Raw genomic sequence first — 15,384 nt, forward strand, 5'->3', positions numbered from 1 at the left:
AAACGCCGGCGGTTCTTTCAGCCTCGCCGGCGTTTGAGGCGCGGGGTCTGGGGCGGAGCCGCCAGCGGCGGCGCCGCACTCAAGAACGGACGACCGGAAGGCCGGCCGAGCGCCAGGCCTGGAAGCCGCCCGTCAGGTCCGTCGCCCGGCGGAGCCCAAGCGCGTGGAGGGAGGCCGCCGCGAGGCTGGACGCGTAGCCCTCGTTGCAGACCACCACCACCTGGAGGTCGTGGCTCGTGGCCTCGGCCGCGCGGTGGCTGCCGCGGGGGTCCAGGCGCCACTCCAGTTCGTTGCGCTCCACCACCAGCGCGCCCGGGATCAGCCCGTCGCGCTCGCGCAGGGCCTGGTAGCGGATGTCCACCAGCAGGGCCCCGGCCAGCGAGGCCGCGTACGCCTCCGGCGGGTCGAGCCGGGTGTAGCCCGCGCGGACCCGCTCCAGCAGTTCGTCGATGCCGACCGGGGCGCTCACTGCCAGTCCGCCGGGCGCTCGACGTGCTCCAGGTGCAGGACCGGGCCGCTGCGGCTGTAGCGGCGGATCAGCGGGAGCGGCGGGTAGTACGCGTGGACGGAGACCGCGTGCTCGGTCGTGGACTCGTTGAGGACCTCGTGCACGTGGTGCTCGCCGAAGGCCCGCCCGGTGCCCGGGCCCAGCCGCCGGCTGCGGTCCACACCGGAGGCCAGGTGCAGGGACTGCCAGCCCTCCGAGGGCAGCCGTACGGACAGGGAGTGCTCGGTGAGCCGGCCCCGGGCGGTGGCGAACGCGCCCCGGGATTCGGCGTGGTCGTGCCAGCCGGTGCCGGTGCCCGGCGGCCAGCCGATCAGCCAGGCCTCGCTGCCGCCCGGCCCCTCCAGCCGGACCCAGGTGCGGCCCTCGGGGTCGAGGGGGAGCGAGGCGACGACCTCGGGGTCGGCCGCGGTGCGGAAGGCGAAGGCGAGGAGCTCGGCGGCCGTGGGGCCCGCCACGGCGGTGCGGGCAGGGGAGAACGCGGGTGCAGACATGGAGGTTGACCGTTCCTGGGTTCGCGGAGGTGCACGCAGGCCGGTGGACGGCACGGGGCGCGCAGGGGAGTAAGGGCGAATCAGCAGGAAGGGCGACACACGCAGCCCGCGTAGCGGAGCAGGTCCATATGGACCCTCCGCCACAGGCGTACGTCGTTGCCGGTCATTCCGCGAGTGAACCACGGAGGCCCGGAAACGGTCAATCGATCACCGCGGTCGGTGTCGTGGAGGGGGCCGGTGCGGCGGGAGGCGCGATCCGCGCCGCGGGCGCGCCCGCCCGGACCGTGTCCGCCGCCTCGTACAGCTCCGCCGGGCGGACCCCCGCGAAGGTCGCGGCCAGGTGCCCGTCCGGTCGTACGAGGAGCACGGTGTGCGCCGGCGCCCCCGGGTAGCCGTCCGCGACCACGAGGTCGGTGCGGACCGGCAGGGCGCTCACGGCCGCCGCGAGCCGGGGCATCAGACCGGCCCCCAGCCAGTGGCGGCGGTCCCAGACCCCGGTGCCCGGGGCGACCAGGACCACCAGCAGCCTGCCCTGCCCCAGCAGGTCGCGCAGCGGAACCGTCGACCCGTCGGGCGCGGTCACCGGCACGTTCGCCACGGAGCCGCCCGGCTCCGTGGCCGTCGGGACCTCCCGTACGGCCATCGGCGGGGCGTACGCCGGCTCCGCGCCCAGCGGTCCCCGCCCCAGGTGGCCGTCGGTGAGCAGGGTTTCGGCGGAACGCGCGGCTCCGGGCAGGTAGGTGCGCAGCGCGCCGCCCGCCCGCAGCGTGGGCATCGCCTGGTCGGCGGCGCGCAGCCGGGCCGCGACCGCGGTGCGCCGCTCGCCCTCGTAGCTGTCGAGCAGGGCCTCGGAGGCACCCTGGTGCCAGGCCAGGGACAGCTTCCAGGCCAGGTTCTCGGCGTCCCGCAGCCCCTCCTCGACGCCCTGGGTGCCGAGCGCGCCCAGCAGGTGCGCGGCGTCCCCGGCGAGGAAGGCGCGGCCGTCGCGCCAGCGCCGGGCGAGGCGGTGGTGCAGGGTGTGCACGCCGGTGTCGAGGAGGTCGTACGGGGGAGTCGTGCCCCCGCACCACACGGCGAGCGTGTCCCGGACCAGGGTCACGAGCGCGTCCGGGGTGACGAGTTCGCCGCGGGCCGGGAGCAGCCAGTCCAGCCGCCACACCCCGTCGGCCAGCGGCCGGGAGGTGACCTCGGCGGGTCCGGAGGGCGGGTTGCGGTGCAGCAAGGCCTCGCCGGGCCAGGGCAGTTCGGTGCGCAGCGCGGCCACGGCGTGCCGTTCCACGGCGGTGCGGCCGGGGAAGCGGATGCCGAGGAGCTTGCGGACGGTGGAGCGGGCGCCGTCGCAGCCCACCAGGTAACTCCCGCGCCACCACGTGGTCTCGGCGCCCCGGGTGTGCGCGGTGACCCCCCGCTCGTCCTGCTCCAGGGAGTCCAGCTTGCTGTCCGTGACGAGCTGGACGAGAGGGTGCGCGGCGGCGGAGTCGCGCAGTCCGCGCGTCAGGGCGTGCTGCGGCACGTGCAGGGGCGCCGGGTGGTCCTCGAAGGTGACGCGGTGTGTGTCACGGCCGCGGCGCATGGTGCGCCAGGCGGCGAAGTACGCCCCCTCGTCGCGCAGCGTCGTACAGCCCAGCCGGTGGGCCATGGCGGCCGTGTCGGCGTGCAGGACGACGGTGCGGGCCGGGCGGACCTCCTCCTTGCCGGGCCCTTCGTCGAGCACGACGGAGGGTACGCCCTGGCCGGCCAGGGCGAGGGCCAGGGACAGCCCGACGGGGCCCGCGCCGACGACGATCACCGGGTCCATGATGTGGCTCCCGGTGTCCGGTATGTGATCACAGAACGTATGCAACCCACTGGAGGTGCCTGCGTCAAGTGACGCCGGTCGCGGCAACGCCGTGTGGTGCGGCGGAAGGGTTCCGCCGCACCACACGGGATACGCACTATGGCTGACCGTACGTCAGGCCTCCGGGGGTCACGGACCGGGGGTGGCCGTTTAGACGCCCGCGCTGTTCGCGCCGGTGGCCAGGTCGTCGACTTCGGCCACGCCGACCACCGCGCCGGTGCCCTTCTTCGACTTCCGCAGCCGGCCCTCCAGCCAGGAGGCGAAGGTGGTGAGGGCGAAGTTGACCACGATGTAGATCAGGGCGATCACCACGAGGGTGGCGATGGTGTTGCTGTAGTTCGCGGAGATCTGCCGGTTCGTGGAGAGCAGTTCCGCGAAGCCGAGCAGGGCGCCGCCGAGGGCGGTGTCCTTGAGGATCACCACGAGCTGGCTGACCAGCGCCGGCAGCATCGCCGTGACGGCCTGCGGGATCAGCACGTAGAACATGGTCTGGCCCTTGCGCATGCCGATCGCCTTGGCGGCGTCGCTCTGGCCGTGGGGCAGGGATAGCACGCCCGCCCGGACGATCTCGGCGATGACGGCCGAGTTGTACAGGACCAGGCCCGTGACCACGGCCCAGAAGGGCCGGGTGTCGGAGGGGACGTCCAGGAACCGCGGCGCCATCAGCGCGTTGCCGAACAGCATCAGCATCAGCACCGGGATGGCGCGGAAGAACTCGACCCACGCGCCGACCGGACCCCGCACCCAGGCGTGGTCGGACAGCCTGCCGATGCCCAGCAGCGCGCCCAGCGGAAGGGCGATCACCATGGCGAGCGCGCCGGCCTTGAGGGTCTCCGCCAGACCGGGGAGCAGGTACGTGGTCCAGACCTGGCTGTCGGTGACGAAGGGGGACCACTTGTCGGCGTCGAGCTGGCCCTTCTCGCCCATGAGGGACAACGCCCACCACAGGACGAGCCCGAACAGCACGACGAAGATCCCGCTGTAGATCCAGTTGCGCGCCTTGGCCTTGGGGCCAGGGGTGTCGTACAGCACGGAGCTCATCGCTTCACCGCCACTCGCTTGGCGACCCAGCCCAGCAGAAGACCGGTGGGCAGGGTCAGCAGGACGAAACCGAGGGCGAAGACCGCGAAGACGGCGAAGGTCGCCTGCGCCTCGTTCTCGAGCATTTCCTTCATCAGCAGGGCCGCCTCGGCCACGCCGATGGTCGCCGCCACCGTGGTGTTCTTGGTGAGCGCGATCAATACGTTGGCGAGCGGTGCGACGACCGCCCGGAAGGCCTGGGGGAGCACGATCAGGGTGAGCACCTGGAAGAAGCCCAGCCCCAGTGCGCGGGCCGCCTCGGCCTGGCCGACGGGCACGGTGTTGATGCCGGAGCGCAGGGCCTCGCAGACGAAGGTGCCGGTGTAGGCGATCAGTCCGAGGACCGCGAGCCGGAAACCGGTCTCCTTGAACGTGTCGCCGCCCAGATTGATGCCGAGGGTCTGGCTGAGGCCCAGCGAGCAGCCGATGATCAGCAGCGTCAGCGGGGTGTTGCGCACCAGGTTGACGTACGCGGTGCCGAAGGCCCGCAGCAGCGGGACCGGGCTGACCCGCATCCCGGCCAGGATGGTGCCCCAGATCAGGGATCCGGCCGCGGAGTAGAGGGTGAGCTGAACCGTCACCCAGAAGGCTCCGAGCACGTCGTATTGCCCGGAATCAAGAAAATCGAACACGATGCCCTGCGCTCTCCCCAGGATGGCCGGTGAGGTGCGCCGCCGCCCACGGCAGGCGGGCGGCGACGCTCCTCACCGAGGAATCAGCTGCCTTCGGTGATCTGCGGGGCAGGCTCGTTCTTGTAGTTGGCCGGGCCGAGGTTCTTGTCCACGGCCTTCTGCCAGCTGCCGTCCTCGACCATCTTCTTGAGCGCGGCGTTGATCTTGGTCTGGAGCTCCTTGTCGCCCTTCTTCAGACCGATGCCGTAGTTCTCGTTGCTCATGCTCAGGCCGACGAGCTTGAACTTGCCCTTGTTCTTCTCCTGCGCGGCGTAGCCGGCCAGGATCGAGTTGTCCGTGGTCAGGGCGTCGACGGCCTTGTTCTCCAGGCCGGTCAGGCACTCGGAGTAGCCGCCCTGCTCCAGCAGGTCGGCCTCGGGGGCCAGGTTCTTCTTGACGTTCTGCGCCGACGTGGAGCCGGTGACCGAGCAGAGCTTCTTCTTGTTCAGGTCCTCGACCTTGGTGATGGACGTGTCGTCGGCACGGACGAGCAGGTCCTGGTGCGCGAGGAAGTACGGGCCGGCGAAGTCGACCTTCTCCTTGCGCTTGTCGTTGATCGAGTACGTCGCGACGACGAACTTCACGTCGCCGTTGGAGATCAGGTTCTCGCGCTCGGCGCTGATGGCCTGCTTGAACTCGATCTGGTCGGGCTGGTAGCCGAGCTCCTTGGCGACGTAGGTCGCGACGTCGACGTCGAAGCCCGTGTACTTGCCGTCCGGGGTCTTGAGGCCCAGACCCGGCTGGTCGAACTTGATGCCGATGACGACCTTGTCCTTCTTGGTGTCACCGGACGCGCCGCCGTCGCTGGCGGCCTTGTCGTTGCTGCCGCCACAGGCGGTCGCGGTCAGGGCGAGTGCGACGGCGGCGGCCGCGGCCGCAACGGCCTTGGAGATCTTCATGTGAACTTCCCTCGGATGAGACGTTGTTGAACGACGAGCGACGCGTACGGCGCATGCACGGCCGGTCAGGATCCGATCCGGTAGTGATCCGCCTAGGGATGACTACCAGACAAGACCCTCAGTGGTGCAGGATCTTGGACAGGAAGTCCTTGGCCCGGTCGCTGCGCGGGTTGCTGAAGAACTGCTCGGGCGCGGCCTCTTCGACGATCTTTCCGTCCGCCATGAAGACGACCCGGTTGGCCGCGGAGCGGGCGAAGCCCATCTCGTGCGTGACGACGACCATCGTCATGCCGTCCCGGGCGAGCTGCTGCATGACCTCCAGCACCTCGTTGATCATCTCCGGGTCGAGCGCCGAGGTCGGCTCGTCGAACAGCATCACCTTCGGCTCCATGGCCAGCGCGCGGGCGATCGCCACACGCTGCTGCTGGCCGCCGGAGAGCTGCGCCGGGTACTTGTCGGCCTGCGTGCCGACGCCCACGCGGTCCAGCAGGGCCCGGGCCTTCTGCTCGGCCGCGGCCTTGTCCGTCTTGCGGACCTTGAGCTGACCGAGCATCACGTTCTGCAGCACCGTCTTGTGCGCGAAGAGGTTGAACGACTGGAACACCATGCCGACGTCGGCGCGCAGCCGGGCCAGTTCCCTGCCCTCGGAGGGCAGTTCCCTGCCGTCGAGGGTGATGGTGCCCGAGTCGATCGTCTCCAGGCGGTTGATGGTCCGGCACAGCGTGGACTTGCCCGATCCCGAGGGACCGATCACGACGACGACCTCACCGCGGGCAATGCTCAGATCGATGTCCTGAAGCACGTGCAGCGCGCCGAAGTGCTTGTTGACGTTGCTCAGTACGACCAGGTCGTCCGCGGCACCGGCCGCGTCCTGCACGTCCTTGGTCACTGATACTCCGCTCATCGGCTTCTTGCTCCGTCCTCCTCGGTTGGGAGGACAGTAGTGACGTCCCGCGCACACCGTCATCACATCTGAGGGAGAATTGAGCATAACGATCCGGCCTCGCCCGGATACGCTCCGTGTGCCGATCCGGCGTGGCCCACAATGTGCTCGTACCGGGTGGGTAACGGAAGCCGCGCCGGAGCGGAACCCGCTTGACGTGGGACTCCGCATCCGCGTGGATGCATGGTGGCCTTGCGTGAGACCGCGCGGGGCGCGCGTACGGGACGCTCACGCAACGTGCACAGGACGTGCACACGGGGAACGTGGTGCGCGCCGCGATCCGGGAAACGAGAAGAACGGAGAGGGGGACGACATGAGGCTGCTGCTCGTCGAGGACGACGACCACGTCGCCGCCGCCCTGTCCGCGATCCTCGCCCGGCACGGCTTCCAGGTCACCCACGCCCGCAGCGGCGAGGAGGCCCTGCAGGCGCTGCTGCCCGCCGGAGCACAGCCCTGCGCCCCTCCCTACGGGGTCATCTTGCTCGACCTCGGCCTGCCCGACCAGGACGGCTACGAGGTCTGCGGCAAGATCCGCAAGCGCACCTCCACGCCCGTCATCATGGTCACCGCGCGGGCCGACGTGCGCTCCCGCATCCACGGCCTGAACATGGGCGCCGACGACTACGTGGTCAAGCCGTACGACACCGGCGAACTGCTCGCCCGCATCCACGCCGTCGCCCGGCGCACCGGTACCTCCGAGGAGGCCGCCACCGGCACGCCCGGGCTCGTCCGCCTCGGCCCCGTCAGCATCGAGCTGCCCACCCGCCGGGTCAGCGTGGACGGCACCGATGTGCCGCTCACCCGCAAGGAGTTCGACCTGCTGGCCCTGCTCGCCCAGCGGCCCGGGGTCGTCTTCCGCCGCGAGCAGATCATCAGCGAGGTGTGGCGCACCAGCTGGGAGGGGACCGGGCGCACCCTGGAGGTCCACGTGGCCTCGCTGCGCTCCAAGCTGCGCATGCCCGCACTCATCGAGACCGTCCGCGGGGTGGGCTACCGGCTCGTCACCCCGGCCGCTCCCTAGCGGGACCTCCGCGTGCGCGCCCGGCTGCTCCCGCTGCTCGTCATCCTCATGGCGGGCGTCCTGCTCGCGCTCGGCCTGCCGCTCGCGGCGAGCCTGGCCGCCGCGCAGCAGCAGCGGGTGGTCGTCGACCGGATCGACGACAGCGCCCGCTTCGCCGCCCTCGCCCAGTTCGTCATCGACGCCGAAGGCTCCGGGGCCACCGGCGCCGACGAGCGCCGCGACACCCTCCAGCTCGAACTGGCCCGCTACCAGGAGCTCTACGGCATCCGCGTCGGCATCTTCTACCGTGACGACAACGCGATGGCCCGGGCCCCCGGCTGGTGGCAGCTTCCCGCGGAGGGCGTGGGCCGCGAAGCCTTCAAGCAGGCGCTGGCCGGGCGGCGCAGCCACGACCCGCCGCAGGTGTGGCCCTGGCAGACCAACGGGAAGCTGCTCGTCGCCTCCCCGGTCGTACTCGACGGGGACGTGGTCGCCGTCGTCGCCACCGAATCGCCCACCGGCCAGATGCGCGGCCGGATCCTGCGGGGCTGGCTGCTCATCGCGGCCGGGCTCGCCGCCGCCATGCTGGTCGCCTTCGGCGCCGCGCTGCGGCTCACCAGCTGGGTCCTCAAGCCCGTGGGGACCCTGGACGCGGCCGCCCACGGCATCGCCACCGGGCGGATGCACTCCAGGGTCGCCGCGGCCGGCGGGCCGCCGGAACTCCAGCGCCTGGCCCGTTCGTTCAACGAGATGGCGGACAACGTCGAAGAGGTGCTGGAGCAGCAGCGGGCGTTCGTCGCCGACGCCTCCCACCAGCTGCGCAACCCGCTCGCGGCGCTGCTCCTGCGGATCGAGCTGCTCGCCCTCGAACTCCCCGAGGGGAACGAGGAGATCGCCTCCGTGCGCGCCGAGGGCAAGCGGCTGACCCGGGTCCTGGACGACCTGCTCGACCTGGCGCTGGCCGAGCACGCCACGGCCGAGATCAGCCTCACCGACATCGGCGCCCTCGCCGCCGAACGGGTGGCCGCGTGGCGCCCGTACGCCGAGGAGAAGGGCGTGCGGCTCACCGGGACGGGCCGCAGCGCCGTCACCGGCTGGGCGGATCCCGTCGCCCTGTCCAGCGCCCTCGACGCCGTCATCGACAACGCCCTCAAGTTCACCCCCGCAGGGGAGGAAGTCGAGGTCTCGGTCTCCGCGGAAGGGAGCACGGTCCAGGTCGTCGTCGCCGACCGCGGGCCGGGCCTGACCGAGGAGGAGCTGCTCCGCGTCGGCGACCGGTTCTGGCGCAGCGGCCGCCACCAGAACATCAAGGGTTCCGGGCTCGGCCTGTCCATCTCCCGCGCCATGCTCGCCGCGGGCGGCGGGACCCTCTCGTACGAGACGAACCCGCCGCACGGGCTGCGGGTGACGGTCAGCGTCCCGCGCACCGACCCGCACGCGGCCTGAGCGGCCGCCGTCGGGCATGCCGCCGAGGGAGGGCGAACGGGAGCCGCAGGCCACCGCCGCCCCCGCCGCCCCCGGCGCATACTGAATCCTGACCCCTTCCTGGAGCCGCCACCGTGATCACCCCCACCGCCCCCTTCCCCGCACCGCGAGCCGCCGCGGCGGCCTCCGGACTGACGGTGGCCATCGACATCGGCGGCACGAAGATCGCCGGCGCGCTCGTGCACCCCGACGGCACCATGACGGCCACGACCCGCCGCCCGACCCCGAGCGGGGTGGACGCGGACGGCGTCATGGCGGCGGTGACCGAGGTCGTGGCGGAGCTCTCCGACTCGCCCCTGTGGTCCTCGGCGGTCCGCTGCGGGATCGGCAGCGCCGGCCCCGTGGACGCCTCTCGGGGGACCGTCAGCCCGGTCAACATCGGCGCGTGGCGGGAGTTCCCCGTCCAGGCGCGGGTCGAGGCGGAACTCGCGGCGCGCGGGGCCGGGCTGCCGACCGTGCTGGCCGGGGACGGCGTCGCGATGACCGCGGCCGAGCACTGGCTGGGCGCGGCCCGGGGACACGCGAACGCCCTGTGCATGGTGGTCTCCACGGGTGTGGGCGGCGGCCTCGTCCTGAACAACCAGCTCCACCCCGGCCCCACGGGCAACGCGGGCCACATCGGCCACATCAGCGTGGCCTTCGACGGGGAACCGTGCGCGTGCGGCGGCCACGGCTGCGTCGAGTCGATCGCCTCCGGCACGGCCATCGCCCGCTGGGCCCTGGCCCAGGGCTGGACCCCGGCGGACGACGCCTCCGCGGCGGGAGTGGCTGCCGCCGCGGAAGCCGGCGACCCGGTGGCGCTGGCGGCCTTCGACCGCGCGGGGCGCGCCCTGGCCGCCGCCATCGCGGCCACCGCCACGCTGGTGGAGACCGACATCGCGGTCATCGGGGGCGGGGTCGCCGCCAGCGGAGACACCCTCTTCGAGCCGATCCGGCGCCACCTGGCCTCGTACGCGACCCTGTCCTTCGTCCGTGACCTCCAGGTGGTCCCGGCCGCCCTCCGCACCCACGCGGGCCTGATCGGCGCGGCCGCGGCGGCGACGATGCTGCTGCCGTCCTGAGGACGGAGTCCTACGGCTTGACCGACCGGTAGTAGAGCCGTGCGCCCTCGTGCAGGTCCAGCGGATCGGTGTAGATCGCCGTCCGGAGGTCCACCAGCTGCGCCGCGTGCACCTCGCGCCCGATCTCGTCCCGGCTGCGGATCACCGTCCGGGTGAACTGCTCCGCCAGCTCGGGGTCGACCTCCTCCGTGGTCACCAGCAGGTTCGGCACGGCCACGGTCGCCACCGCGCTGGTGTTCCGCGCCAGCGTGTACGCGTCCTGCGGCATCACCGCCGCCCGGTAGTAGCGTGCCGGGCTGCCGCTGCCCTGCAGCTGCTCCACCAGGTCGCCGAGCTGTACGAGCCGGATGTCGAACCGCTGCGACAGCTTGTGCACCGCGGTGGTCGGCAGGCCGCCGGACCAGAAGAAGGCGTCGATCCGGCCCGCCTCCAGCTCGGCCGGCATGGTGTCGATGCCGATGGCCACGGTGGTGAGGTCGCGGGACGGATCCAGCTTGGCCGCCGCCAGCAGCCGCTCCGAGATCAGCCGCACACCGGATCCGGGCTGGCCGACCGCGACCCTCTTGCCGCGCAGGTCCCGCGCCGACTGCACCGGGGACCCGGCCGGCACCACCAGCTGCACGTAGTCGTCGTAGAGCCGGGCGCACCCGCGCAGATGGGTCGCACCGGGCTTCCCGTCGAGCCGGTACTTGGCGACCGCGTCGGCCGTCGCCACCGTGAAGTCGGCCTGGCCGGCGGCCACCCGCGCGAGGTTCTGCTGCGAGCCCTCGCTGGGATCCAGGCGCACCTTCACCCCGGGCATGTCCCGCTTGAGCTCCTTCTCCAGCAGCTCCCCGTAGCGGTGGTAGACCCCGGTCCGTACCCCGGTGCTGAAGGTCAGCGCGCCCTTGAGCTCGGGCTCCCCGAAGGGCCGCAGCCACCACAGCAGGGCCCCGAGCACGGCGAACACGGCCACCAGGGCCCGCAGGGCACGGCGCCTGCTGATCCGGGGCGGTACGAGAGGCATGCGGGCGATCCTGCCACCGACCCGCCGTCCTGTCACGAAACGGCCGCTCCCGGGCCTGCGGCCGGTGGGCCAGCCGGGCCGCGGGACAGGGTTTCGCGCAGCAGGGACAGGAGGCGCAGGGCCGCCGGGGCCGGCGGGCCGGTCGTGCGCCACGCCAGGGCGACCCGCCCGGTCAGCTCCGGCTCGGTGATCCGCAGCGCGCGCAGCCCGGAGTCCGCTTCCGGCGCCGCGCCCGCCGGCACCACCGCCACGCCCAGCCCCCGGGCGGCCAGCCGGACCAGCACGGCGGGGGAGGCCGCCTCGAAGTCCACCCGCGGGGCGAACCCCGCCCGCGCGCACGCCCGATCCAGCACCCCGCGCAGTCCGGTCCCGCGCGGCAGGCTGATCAGCGCCCGGTCGCGCAGCGCCGCCAGCGCGATCCGGCCGTCCGCGGCGGCCGCGGCCAGCGGGTCGTCCGCCCCGACCGCCGCCACCAGCGGCTCCTCGACCACCACCTGGCAGGAGACCCCCGGCGGCGGCTCCCCGCCGAGGCCCACCACCGCCAGGTCCAGCTCCCCGCGCAGCAGCGCGGCCAGCATCCGCTCGGAGGTGTCCTCGGCCAGGGTGATCTCCACCCGCGGATACGCGTCGTGGAAGTCCCCGAGCACCTCCACCAGGCCGGCGGCCACCCCCGGGACCAGCCCGAGGGACACGCGTCCCCGCAGCAGCCCGGAGAACTCGTCGGCCGTCCGCCGGATCCCCTCCACCGCCGCCAGCGCCGCCCGCGCGTACGACAGCACCGCCTCGCCCGCCTCCGTCGGCGTGACCCGCCGCCCGGACCTGTCGAGCAGCCGCTGTCCGAGCTCCCGCTCCAACTGCTTGACCTGGGCGCTCACGCCGGGCTGGGACACGTGGAGCCGCGACGCGGCCCGCGTGAAGCCGCCTTCCTCCACCACCGCCACGAAGTACCGCAGCTGAGCCAGCTCCATAACCACCCCTTCTCGATCGTAGAAGAACCCGTTCTTGGACTTATGGGCACGGTGGCGCCGACCCTGAACCCATGAGCCGATCCGACTCCACCGCCAAGACCGCGATCGCCGCCGCCACCGCCGCCGAACGCCGCGAGCTGGCCGACGTGCTCGACAGCCTCAGCCCGGCCCAGTGGGACGCCCCCTCGCTCTGCGCGGGCTGGCGCGTGCGCGAGGTCGCCGCCCACATGTCGCTGGGATTCCGCACCTCGCCCGCCGGCTTCGCCGCCGAGCTGCTGCGGGCCCGCGGGAACCCGCACCGGATGACCGACCGCACCGCCCGCCGCGACGCCGCGGCCTTCACCCCGCGCGAGCTCGCCGCACTGCTGCGGGAGAACGCCGGCCACCCCTGGAAGCCCCCCGCCGCCGGCCCCACCGGCGGCCTCGCCCACGACGTGGTCCACGGCCTCGACATCACCCTCGCCCTCGGCCACCCCCGCCGCGTCCCCGAGGACCGCCTGCGCCTCCTGCTGGACGCGGTCACCCCCCGGGGCCTGCGCTTCTTCGGCGTGGACCTGACCGGCACCACCCTGCGCGCGGACGACCTCGACTGGTCCTACGGCGCAGGAACGCCCCTGTACGCCGACGCCCAGGACCTGCTGCTCGTCTGCTTCGGGCGCCGCCTCCCCGCGGGCAGGCTGCACGGGGGACCGGAGGGCTCCCGGGTACCGCCTACCCTTGTTGCATGACCAGCAGCGACCGGAGCCAGGCAGTGGACGTGAAGCGAAGCTACGAGGTGCGCACCTACGGGTGCCAGATGAACGTGCACGACTCCGAGCGGCTTTCCGGTCTGCTGGAGGACGCCGGCTACGTCCGGGCGCCCGAGGGCTCCGACGGCGACGCCGACGTCGTCGTCTTCAACACCTGCGCGGTCCGCGAGAACGCCGACAACAAGCTGTACGGCAACCTCGGCCGCCTCGCCCCGATGAAGACGAAGCGCCCCGGCATGCAGATCGCCGTCGGCGGCTGCCTCGCGCAGAAGGACCGCGACACGATCGTCAAGAAGGCCCCCTGGGTCGACGTCGTCTTCGGTACGCACAACATCGGCAAGCTCCCCGTGCTGCTGGAGCGCGCCCGCATCCAGGAAGAGGCCCAGGTCGAGATCGCCGAGTCGCTGGAGGCCTTCCCCTCCACGCTCCCGACCCGCCGCGAGTCCGCCTACGCCGCCTGGGTCTCGATCTCCGTCGGCTGCAACAACACCTGCACCTTCTGCATCGTCCCGGCGCTGCGCGGCAAGGAGGAGGACCGCCGTCCCGGCGACATCCTCGCCGAGGTGGAGGCCCTGGTCGCCGAGGGCGTCTCCGAGATCACCCTGCTCGGCCAGAACGTGAACGCGTACGGCTCCGACCTCGGCGACCGCGAGGCGTTCAGCAAGCTGCTGCGCGCCTGCGGGCAGATCGAGGGCCTGGAGCGGGTCCGCTTCACCTCCCCGCACCCGCGCGACTTCACGGACGACGTGATCGCCGCGATGGCCGAGACCCCGAACGTGATGCCGCAGCTGCACATGCCGCTGCAGTCCGGCTCGGACCCGATCCTCAAGGCGATGCGCCGCTCGTACCGGCAGGAGCGTTTCCTCGGCATCATCGAGAAGGTCCGCGCCGCGATCCCGCACGCCGCGATCTCCACCGACATCATCATCGGCTTCCCCGGTGAGACGGAGGAGGACTTCCAGCAGACGATGCACGTCGTGCGCGAGGCCCGCTTCGCGAACGCGTTCACCTTCCAGTACTCCAAGCGGCCCGGCACCCCCGCCGCCGACATGGACGGGCAGATCCCCAAGGAGGTCGTGCAGGACCGCTACATGCGCCTGGTCGCCCTCCAGGAGGAGATCTCCTGGGAGGAGAACAAGAAGCAGGTCGGCCGCACCCTCGAGGTGATGGTCGCGGAGGGCGAGGGCCGCAAGGACGGCGCCACGCACCGGCTGTCCGGCCGCGCCCCCGACAACCGCCTGGTGCACTTCACGAAGCCGGAGGCGGAGGTCCGACCGGGCGACGTGGTCACCGTGGACATCACCTACGCGGCCCCCCACCACCTGCTGGCCGAGGGCCCGACCACGGCCGTGCGCCGCACCCGCGCCGGCGACGCCTGGGAGAAGCGCAACGCCGCCCCGGCCCAGCCGGCGGGCGTCATGCTCGGCATCCCGACGCTGGGCGTCCCGGCCCCCCTCCCGGCCGCCACCTCCGGCTGCGCGGCGCCCGGTTCCAGCCCCGCCGGCGTTTGAGGCGCGGGGTCTGGGGCGGAGCCCCAGGCCTTGAACCCGCGTCGGCACTGGACCCGCACCCCGCATGCGCGTGCCCGCCGGCCGGGCCGCGCTTGGCGATAGGCTGCGGATCATGCTCGTAGCCGCTGCCGTCTGCCCCGCTCCGCCGCTGCTCGTACCGGAGGTCGCCGCGGGGGCCGCCGCCGAACTCGGCGACGCCCGTACCGCCTGCTCCGACGCGCTGGCGGTGCTCGCCGCGTCCCGGCCCGACCTGCTCGTCGTCGTCGGGGCCGCCGACCCGGACCACGGCGGCCCCTACCCCCAGGGCTCCCGCGGCAGCTTCCGCGGCTTCGGGGTCGAGGCCGACGTACAGCTCGGGGACGGCGAGGAGGGGCCGCGCGTGCTGCCGGCCTCGCTCGCCGTCGGCGCCTGGCTGCTGCGCCACGCGCGGTGGGGCGCGGCCCCCGTCGAGGGGCTCGGGATCGCCGGGCCGATGGACACCGCGCGCTGCCTGGAGACCGGCCGGGAGCTCGCCGCACGGGACGAGCGGGTCGCCCTGCTCGTGATGGGTGACGGCAGCGCCAAGCGGACCCTGAAGGCCCCCGGCTACCTCGACGAGCGCGCCGCCGCCTTCGACGCGGCCGCCGCCCACGCCCTCGGCACGGCCGACGTGGCCGCGCTCGCCGCCCTCGACACCGGCCTCGCCGCCGAGCTCCAGGCCGCCGGCCGGGCCCCCTGGCAGGTGCTGGCCGGCGCCGCCGAGGGCGCGGGCCTCGACGGACGGCTGCTGTACGAGGACGCGCCGTACGGCGTGGGCTACTTCGTCGCCGCCTGGTCCTGAAACCCGTAGGCGCCGCGTAGGAGGAAGCCGCGTACGAGGAAGGGGCGCGGGACCGGCCTTCACCGGTGCCGCGCCCCTTTCTGAGTACCGCGTCAGGAAGCCGTCGGCGGCGTCGGTCCGCCGCCGGGAGCGTCCTTGTGCGCGATCTTGCCCAGGGCGTCCTTCGCCTTGCCCGTCCCGCTCGTGATCCGGTCGCTGTACTTGCCGTGGGTCTTCGAGTCCACGGCCTTGGCCACCTTGTCCAGACCCTCGGTGATCTTGCCCTCGTTCTTCTGGGCGAGGTTGCCGACCTTGTCCTTCGCCGGCGCGAGCTTGGCCTTCAGATTGTCCAGCAGGCCCATGGGTCACCTTCCGT

The 15,384-nt window shown here is 72.8% G+C and carries 17 protein-coding genes; 6 read left to right on the plus strand and 11 right to left on the minus strand.

Going from position 1 to position 15,384, the window contains the following annotated elements; genetic code table 11:
• Nucleotides 1-79 precede the first annotated feature (79 nt).
• The 8 genes from AB0O21_RS22580 to AB0O21_RS22615 all read right to left on the minus strand — a co-directional run bounded on the left by AB0O21_RS22580 (nucleotide 80) and on the right by AB0O21_RS22615 (nucleotide 6,390).
• A complete protein-coding gene (locus tag AB0O21_RS22580) occupies nucleotides 80-475 on the minus strand; it encodes a rhodanese-like domain-containing protein (RefSeq protein WP_365173258.1) in 396 nt (131 codons plus the stop codon).
• Nucleotides 466-999 carry a cysteine dioxygenase gene (locus AB0O21_RS22585; protein ID WP_365173071.1) on the minus strand — a complete coding sequence of 178 codons (534 nt, stop codon included), beginning with the start codon at nucleotides 997-999 and terminating at the stop codon, nucleotides 466-468. The genes AB0O21_RS22580 and AB0O21_RS22585 overlap by 10 nt, the downstream gene beginning before the upstream one ends.
• An 80-nt stretch (nucleotides 1,000-1,079) precedes the next feature.
• Entirely contained in the window at nucleotides 1,080-1,166 is an 87-nt protein-coding gene (locus tag AB0O21_RS22590; RefSeq protein ID WP_311318651.1) for a putative leader peptide, read from the minus strand.
• 32 nt (nucleotides 1,167-1,198) lie between these two features.
• Nucleotides 1,199-2,797, minus strand: coding sequence for an FAD-dependent monooxygenase (locus AB0O21_RS22595; protein WP_365173073.1), 1,599 nt, complete (start codon nucleotides 2,795-2,797; stop codon nucleotides 1,199-1,201).
• A gap of 189 nt (nucleotides 2,798-2,986) precedes the next feature.
• Entirely contained in the window at nucleotides 2,987-3,877 is an 891-nt protein-coding gene (locus AB0O21_RS22600) for an amino acid ABC transporter permease (protein ID WP_365173075.1), read from the minus strand.
• Entirely contained in the window at nucleotides 3,874-4,548 is a 675-nt protein-coding gene (locus tag AB0O21_RS22605; protein WP_365173077.1) for an amino acid ABC transporter permease, read from the minus strand. Before AB0O21_RS22605 ends, AB0O21_RS22600 begins: the two co-directional genes overlap by 4 nt.
• 83 nt (nucleotides 4,549-4,631) lie before the next feature.
• A complete protein-coding gene (locus AB0O21_RS22610; protein ID WP_365173079.1) occupies nucleotides 4,632-5,486 on the minus strand; it encodes a glutamate ABC transporter substrate-binding protein in 855 nt (284 codons plus the stop codon).
• A 118-nt stretch (nucleotides 5,487-5,604) separates the two neighbouring features.
• The gene (locus AB0O21_RS22615) at nucleotides 5,605-6,390 is read right to left on the minus strand and encodes an amino acid ABC transporter ATP-binding protein (RefSeq protein WP_365173081.1); all 786 of its coding nucleotides are present in this window, start codon (nucleotides 6,388-6,390) and stop codon (nucleotides 5,605-5,607) included.
• A 352-nt stretch (nucleotides 6,391-6,742) separates the two neighbouring features.
• Between AB0O21_RS22615 and AB0O21_RS22620 the strand changes: the two genes are divergently transcribed.
• From AB0O21_RS22620 to AB0O21_RS22630, 3 genes are all read left to right on the plus strand, one after another.
• Nucleotides 6,743-7,450, plus strand: a complete 708-nt coding sequence (locus AB0O21_RS22620; RefSeq protein ID WP_365173082.1) for a response regulator transcription factor — start codon at nucleotides 6,743-6,745, stop codon at nucleotides 7,448-7,450.
• 12 nt (nucleotides 7,451-7,462) lie between these two features.
• Nucleotides 7,463-8,875: a HAMP domain-containing sensor histidine kinase gene (locus AB0O21_RS22625; protein ID WP_365173084.1), complete on the plus strand. Its 1,413-nt coding sequence runs from the start codon at nucleotides 7,463-7,465 to the stop codon at nucleotides 8,873-8,875.
• A gap of 170 nt (nucleotides 8,876-9,045) precedes the next feature.
• Nucleotides 9,046-9,975 (plus strand): ROK family protein, encoded by a 930-nt coding sequence (locus tag AB0O21_RS22630; protein WP_365173261.1) that lies wholly within the window; start codon nucleotides 9,046-9,048, stop codon nucleotides 9,973-9,975.
• Nucleotides 9,976-9,985: 10 nt separating this feature from the next.
• On the opposite strand, the gene AB0O21_RS22635 is transcribed toward AB0O21_RS22630, so the two are convergent.
• A complete protein-coding gene (locus AB0O21_RS22635) occupies nucleotides 9,986-10,981 on the minus strand; it encodes a TAXI family TRAP transporter solute-binding subunit (RefSeq protein ID WP_365173086.1) in 996 nt (331 codons plus the stop codon).
• 32 nt (nucleotides 10,982-11,013) lie between these two features.
• Entirely contained in the window at nucleotides 11,014-11,949 is a 936-nt protein-coding gene (locus AB0O21_RS22640; protein ID WP_365173088.1) for a LysR substrate-binding domain-containing protein, read from the minus strand.
• Between the two features lie 71 nt (nucleotides 11,950-12,020).
• Here AB0O21_RS22640 and AB0O21_RS22645 point away from each other — a divergent pair, with 71 nt between their 5' ends.
• From AB0O21_RS22645 to AB0O21_RS22655, 3 genes are all read left to right on the plus strand, one after another.
• Nucleotides 12,021-12,677, plus strand: a complete 657-nt coding sequence (locus AB0O21_RS22645; protein ID WP_365173090.1) for a maleylpyruvate isomerase family mycothiol-dependent enzyme — start codon at nucleotides 12,021-12,023, stop codon at nucleotides 12,675-12,677.
• Entirely contained in the window at nucleotides 12,674-14,209 is a 1,536-nt protein-coding gene (gene miaB, locus AB0O21_RS22650) for a tRNA (N6-isopentenyl adenosine(37)-C2)-methylthiotransferase MiaB (protein ID WP_365173091.1), read from the plus strand. The genes AB0O21_RS22645 and miaB overlap by 4 nt, the downstream gene beginning before the upstream one ends.
• A 112-nt stretch (nucleotides 14,210-14,321) precedes the next feature.
• Nucleotides 14,322-15,029 carry a class III extradiol dioxygenase subunit B-like domain-containing protein gene (locus tag AB0O21_RS22655; RefSeq protein WP_365173093.1) on the plus strand — a complete coding sequence of 236 codons (708 nt, stop codon included), beginning with the start codon at nucleotides 14,322-14,324 and terminating at the stop codon, nucleotides 15,027-15,029.
• Between the two features lie 92 nt (nucleotides 15,030-15,121).
• Here the strand turns inward: AB0O21_RS22655 and AB0O21_RS22660 are convergent, their stop codons facing one another.
• Nucleotides 15,122-15,370 (minus strand): antitoxin, encoded by a 249-nt coding sequence (locus AB0O21_RS22660; RefSeq protein ID WP_365173095.1) that lies wholly within the window; start codon nucleotides 15,368-15,370, stop codon nucleotides 15,122-15,124.
• Between the last annotated feature and the right edge of the window lie 14 nt (nucleotides 15,371-15,384).

Origin of the sequence: Streptomyces sp. NPDC091371, from assembly GCF_040684275.1 — a bacterium.
GTDB lineage: Bacteria > Actinomycetota > Actinomycetes > Streptomycetales > Streptomycetaceae > Streptomyces.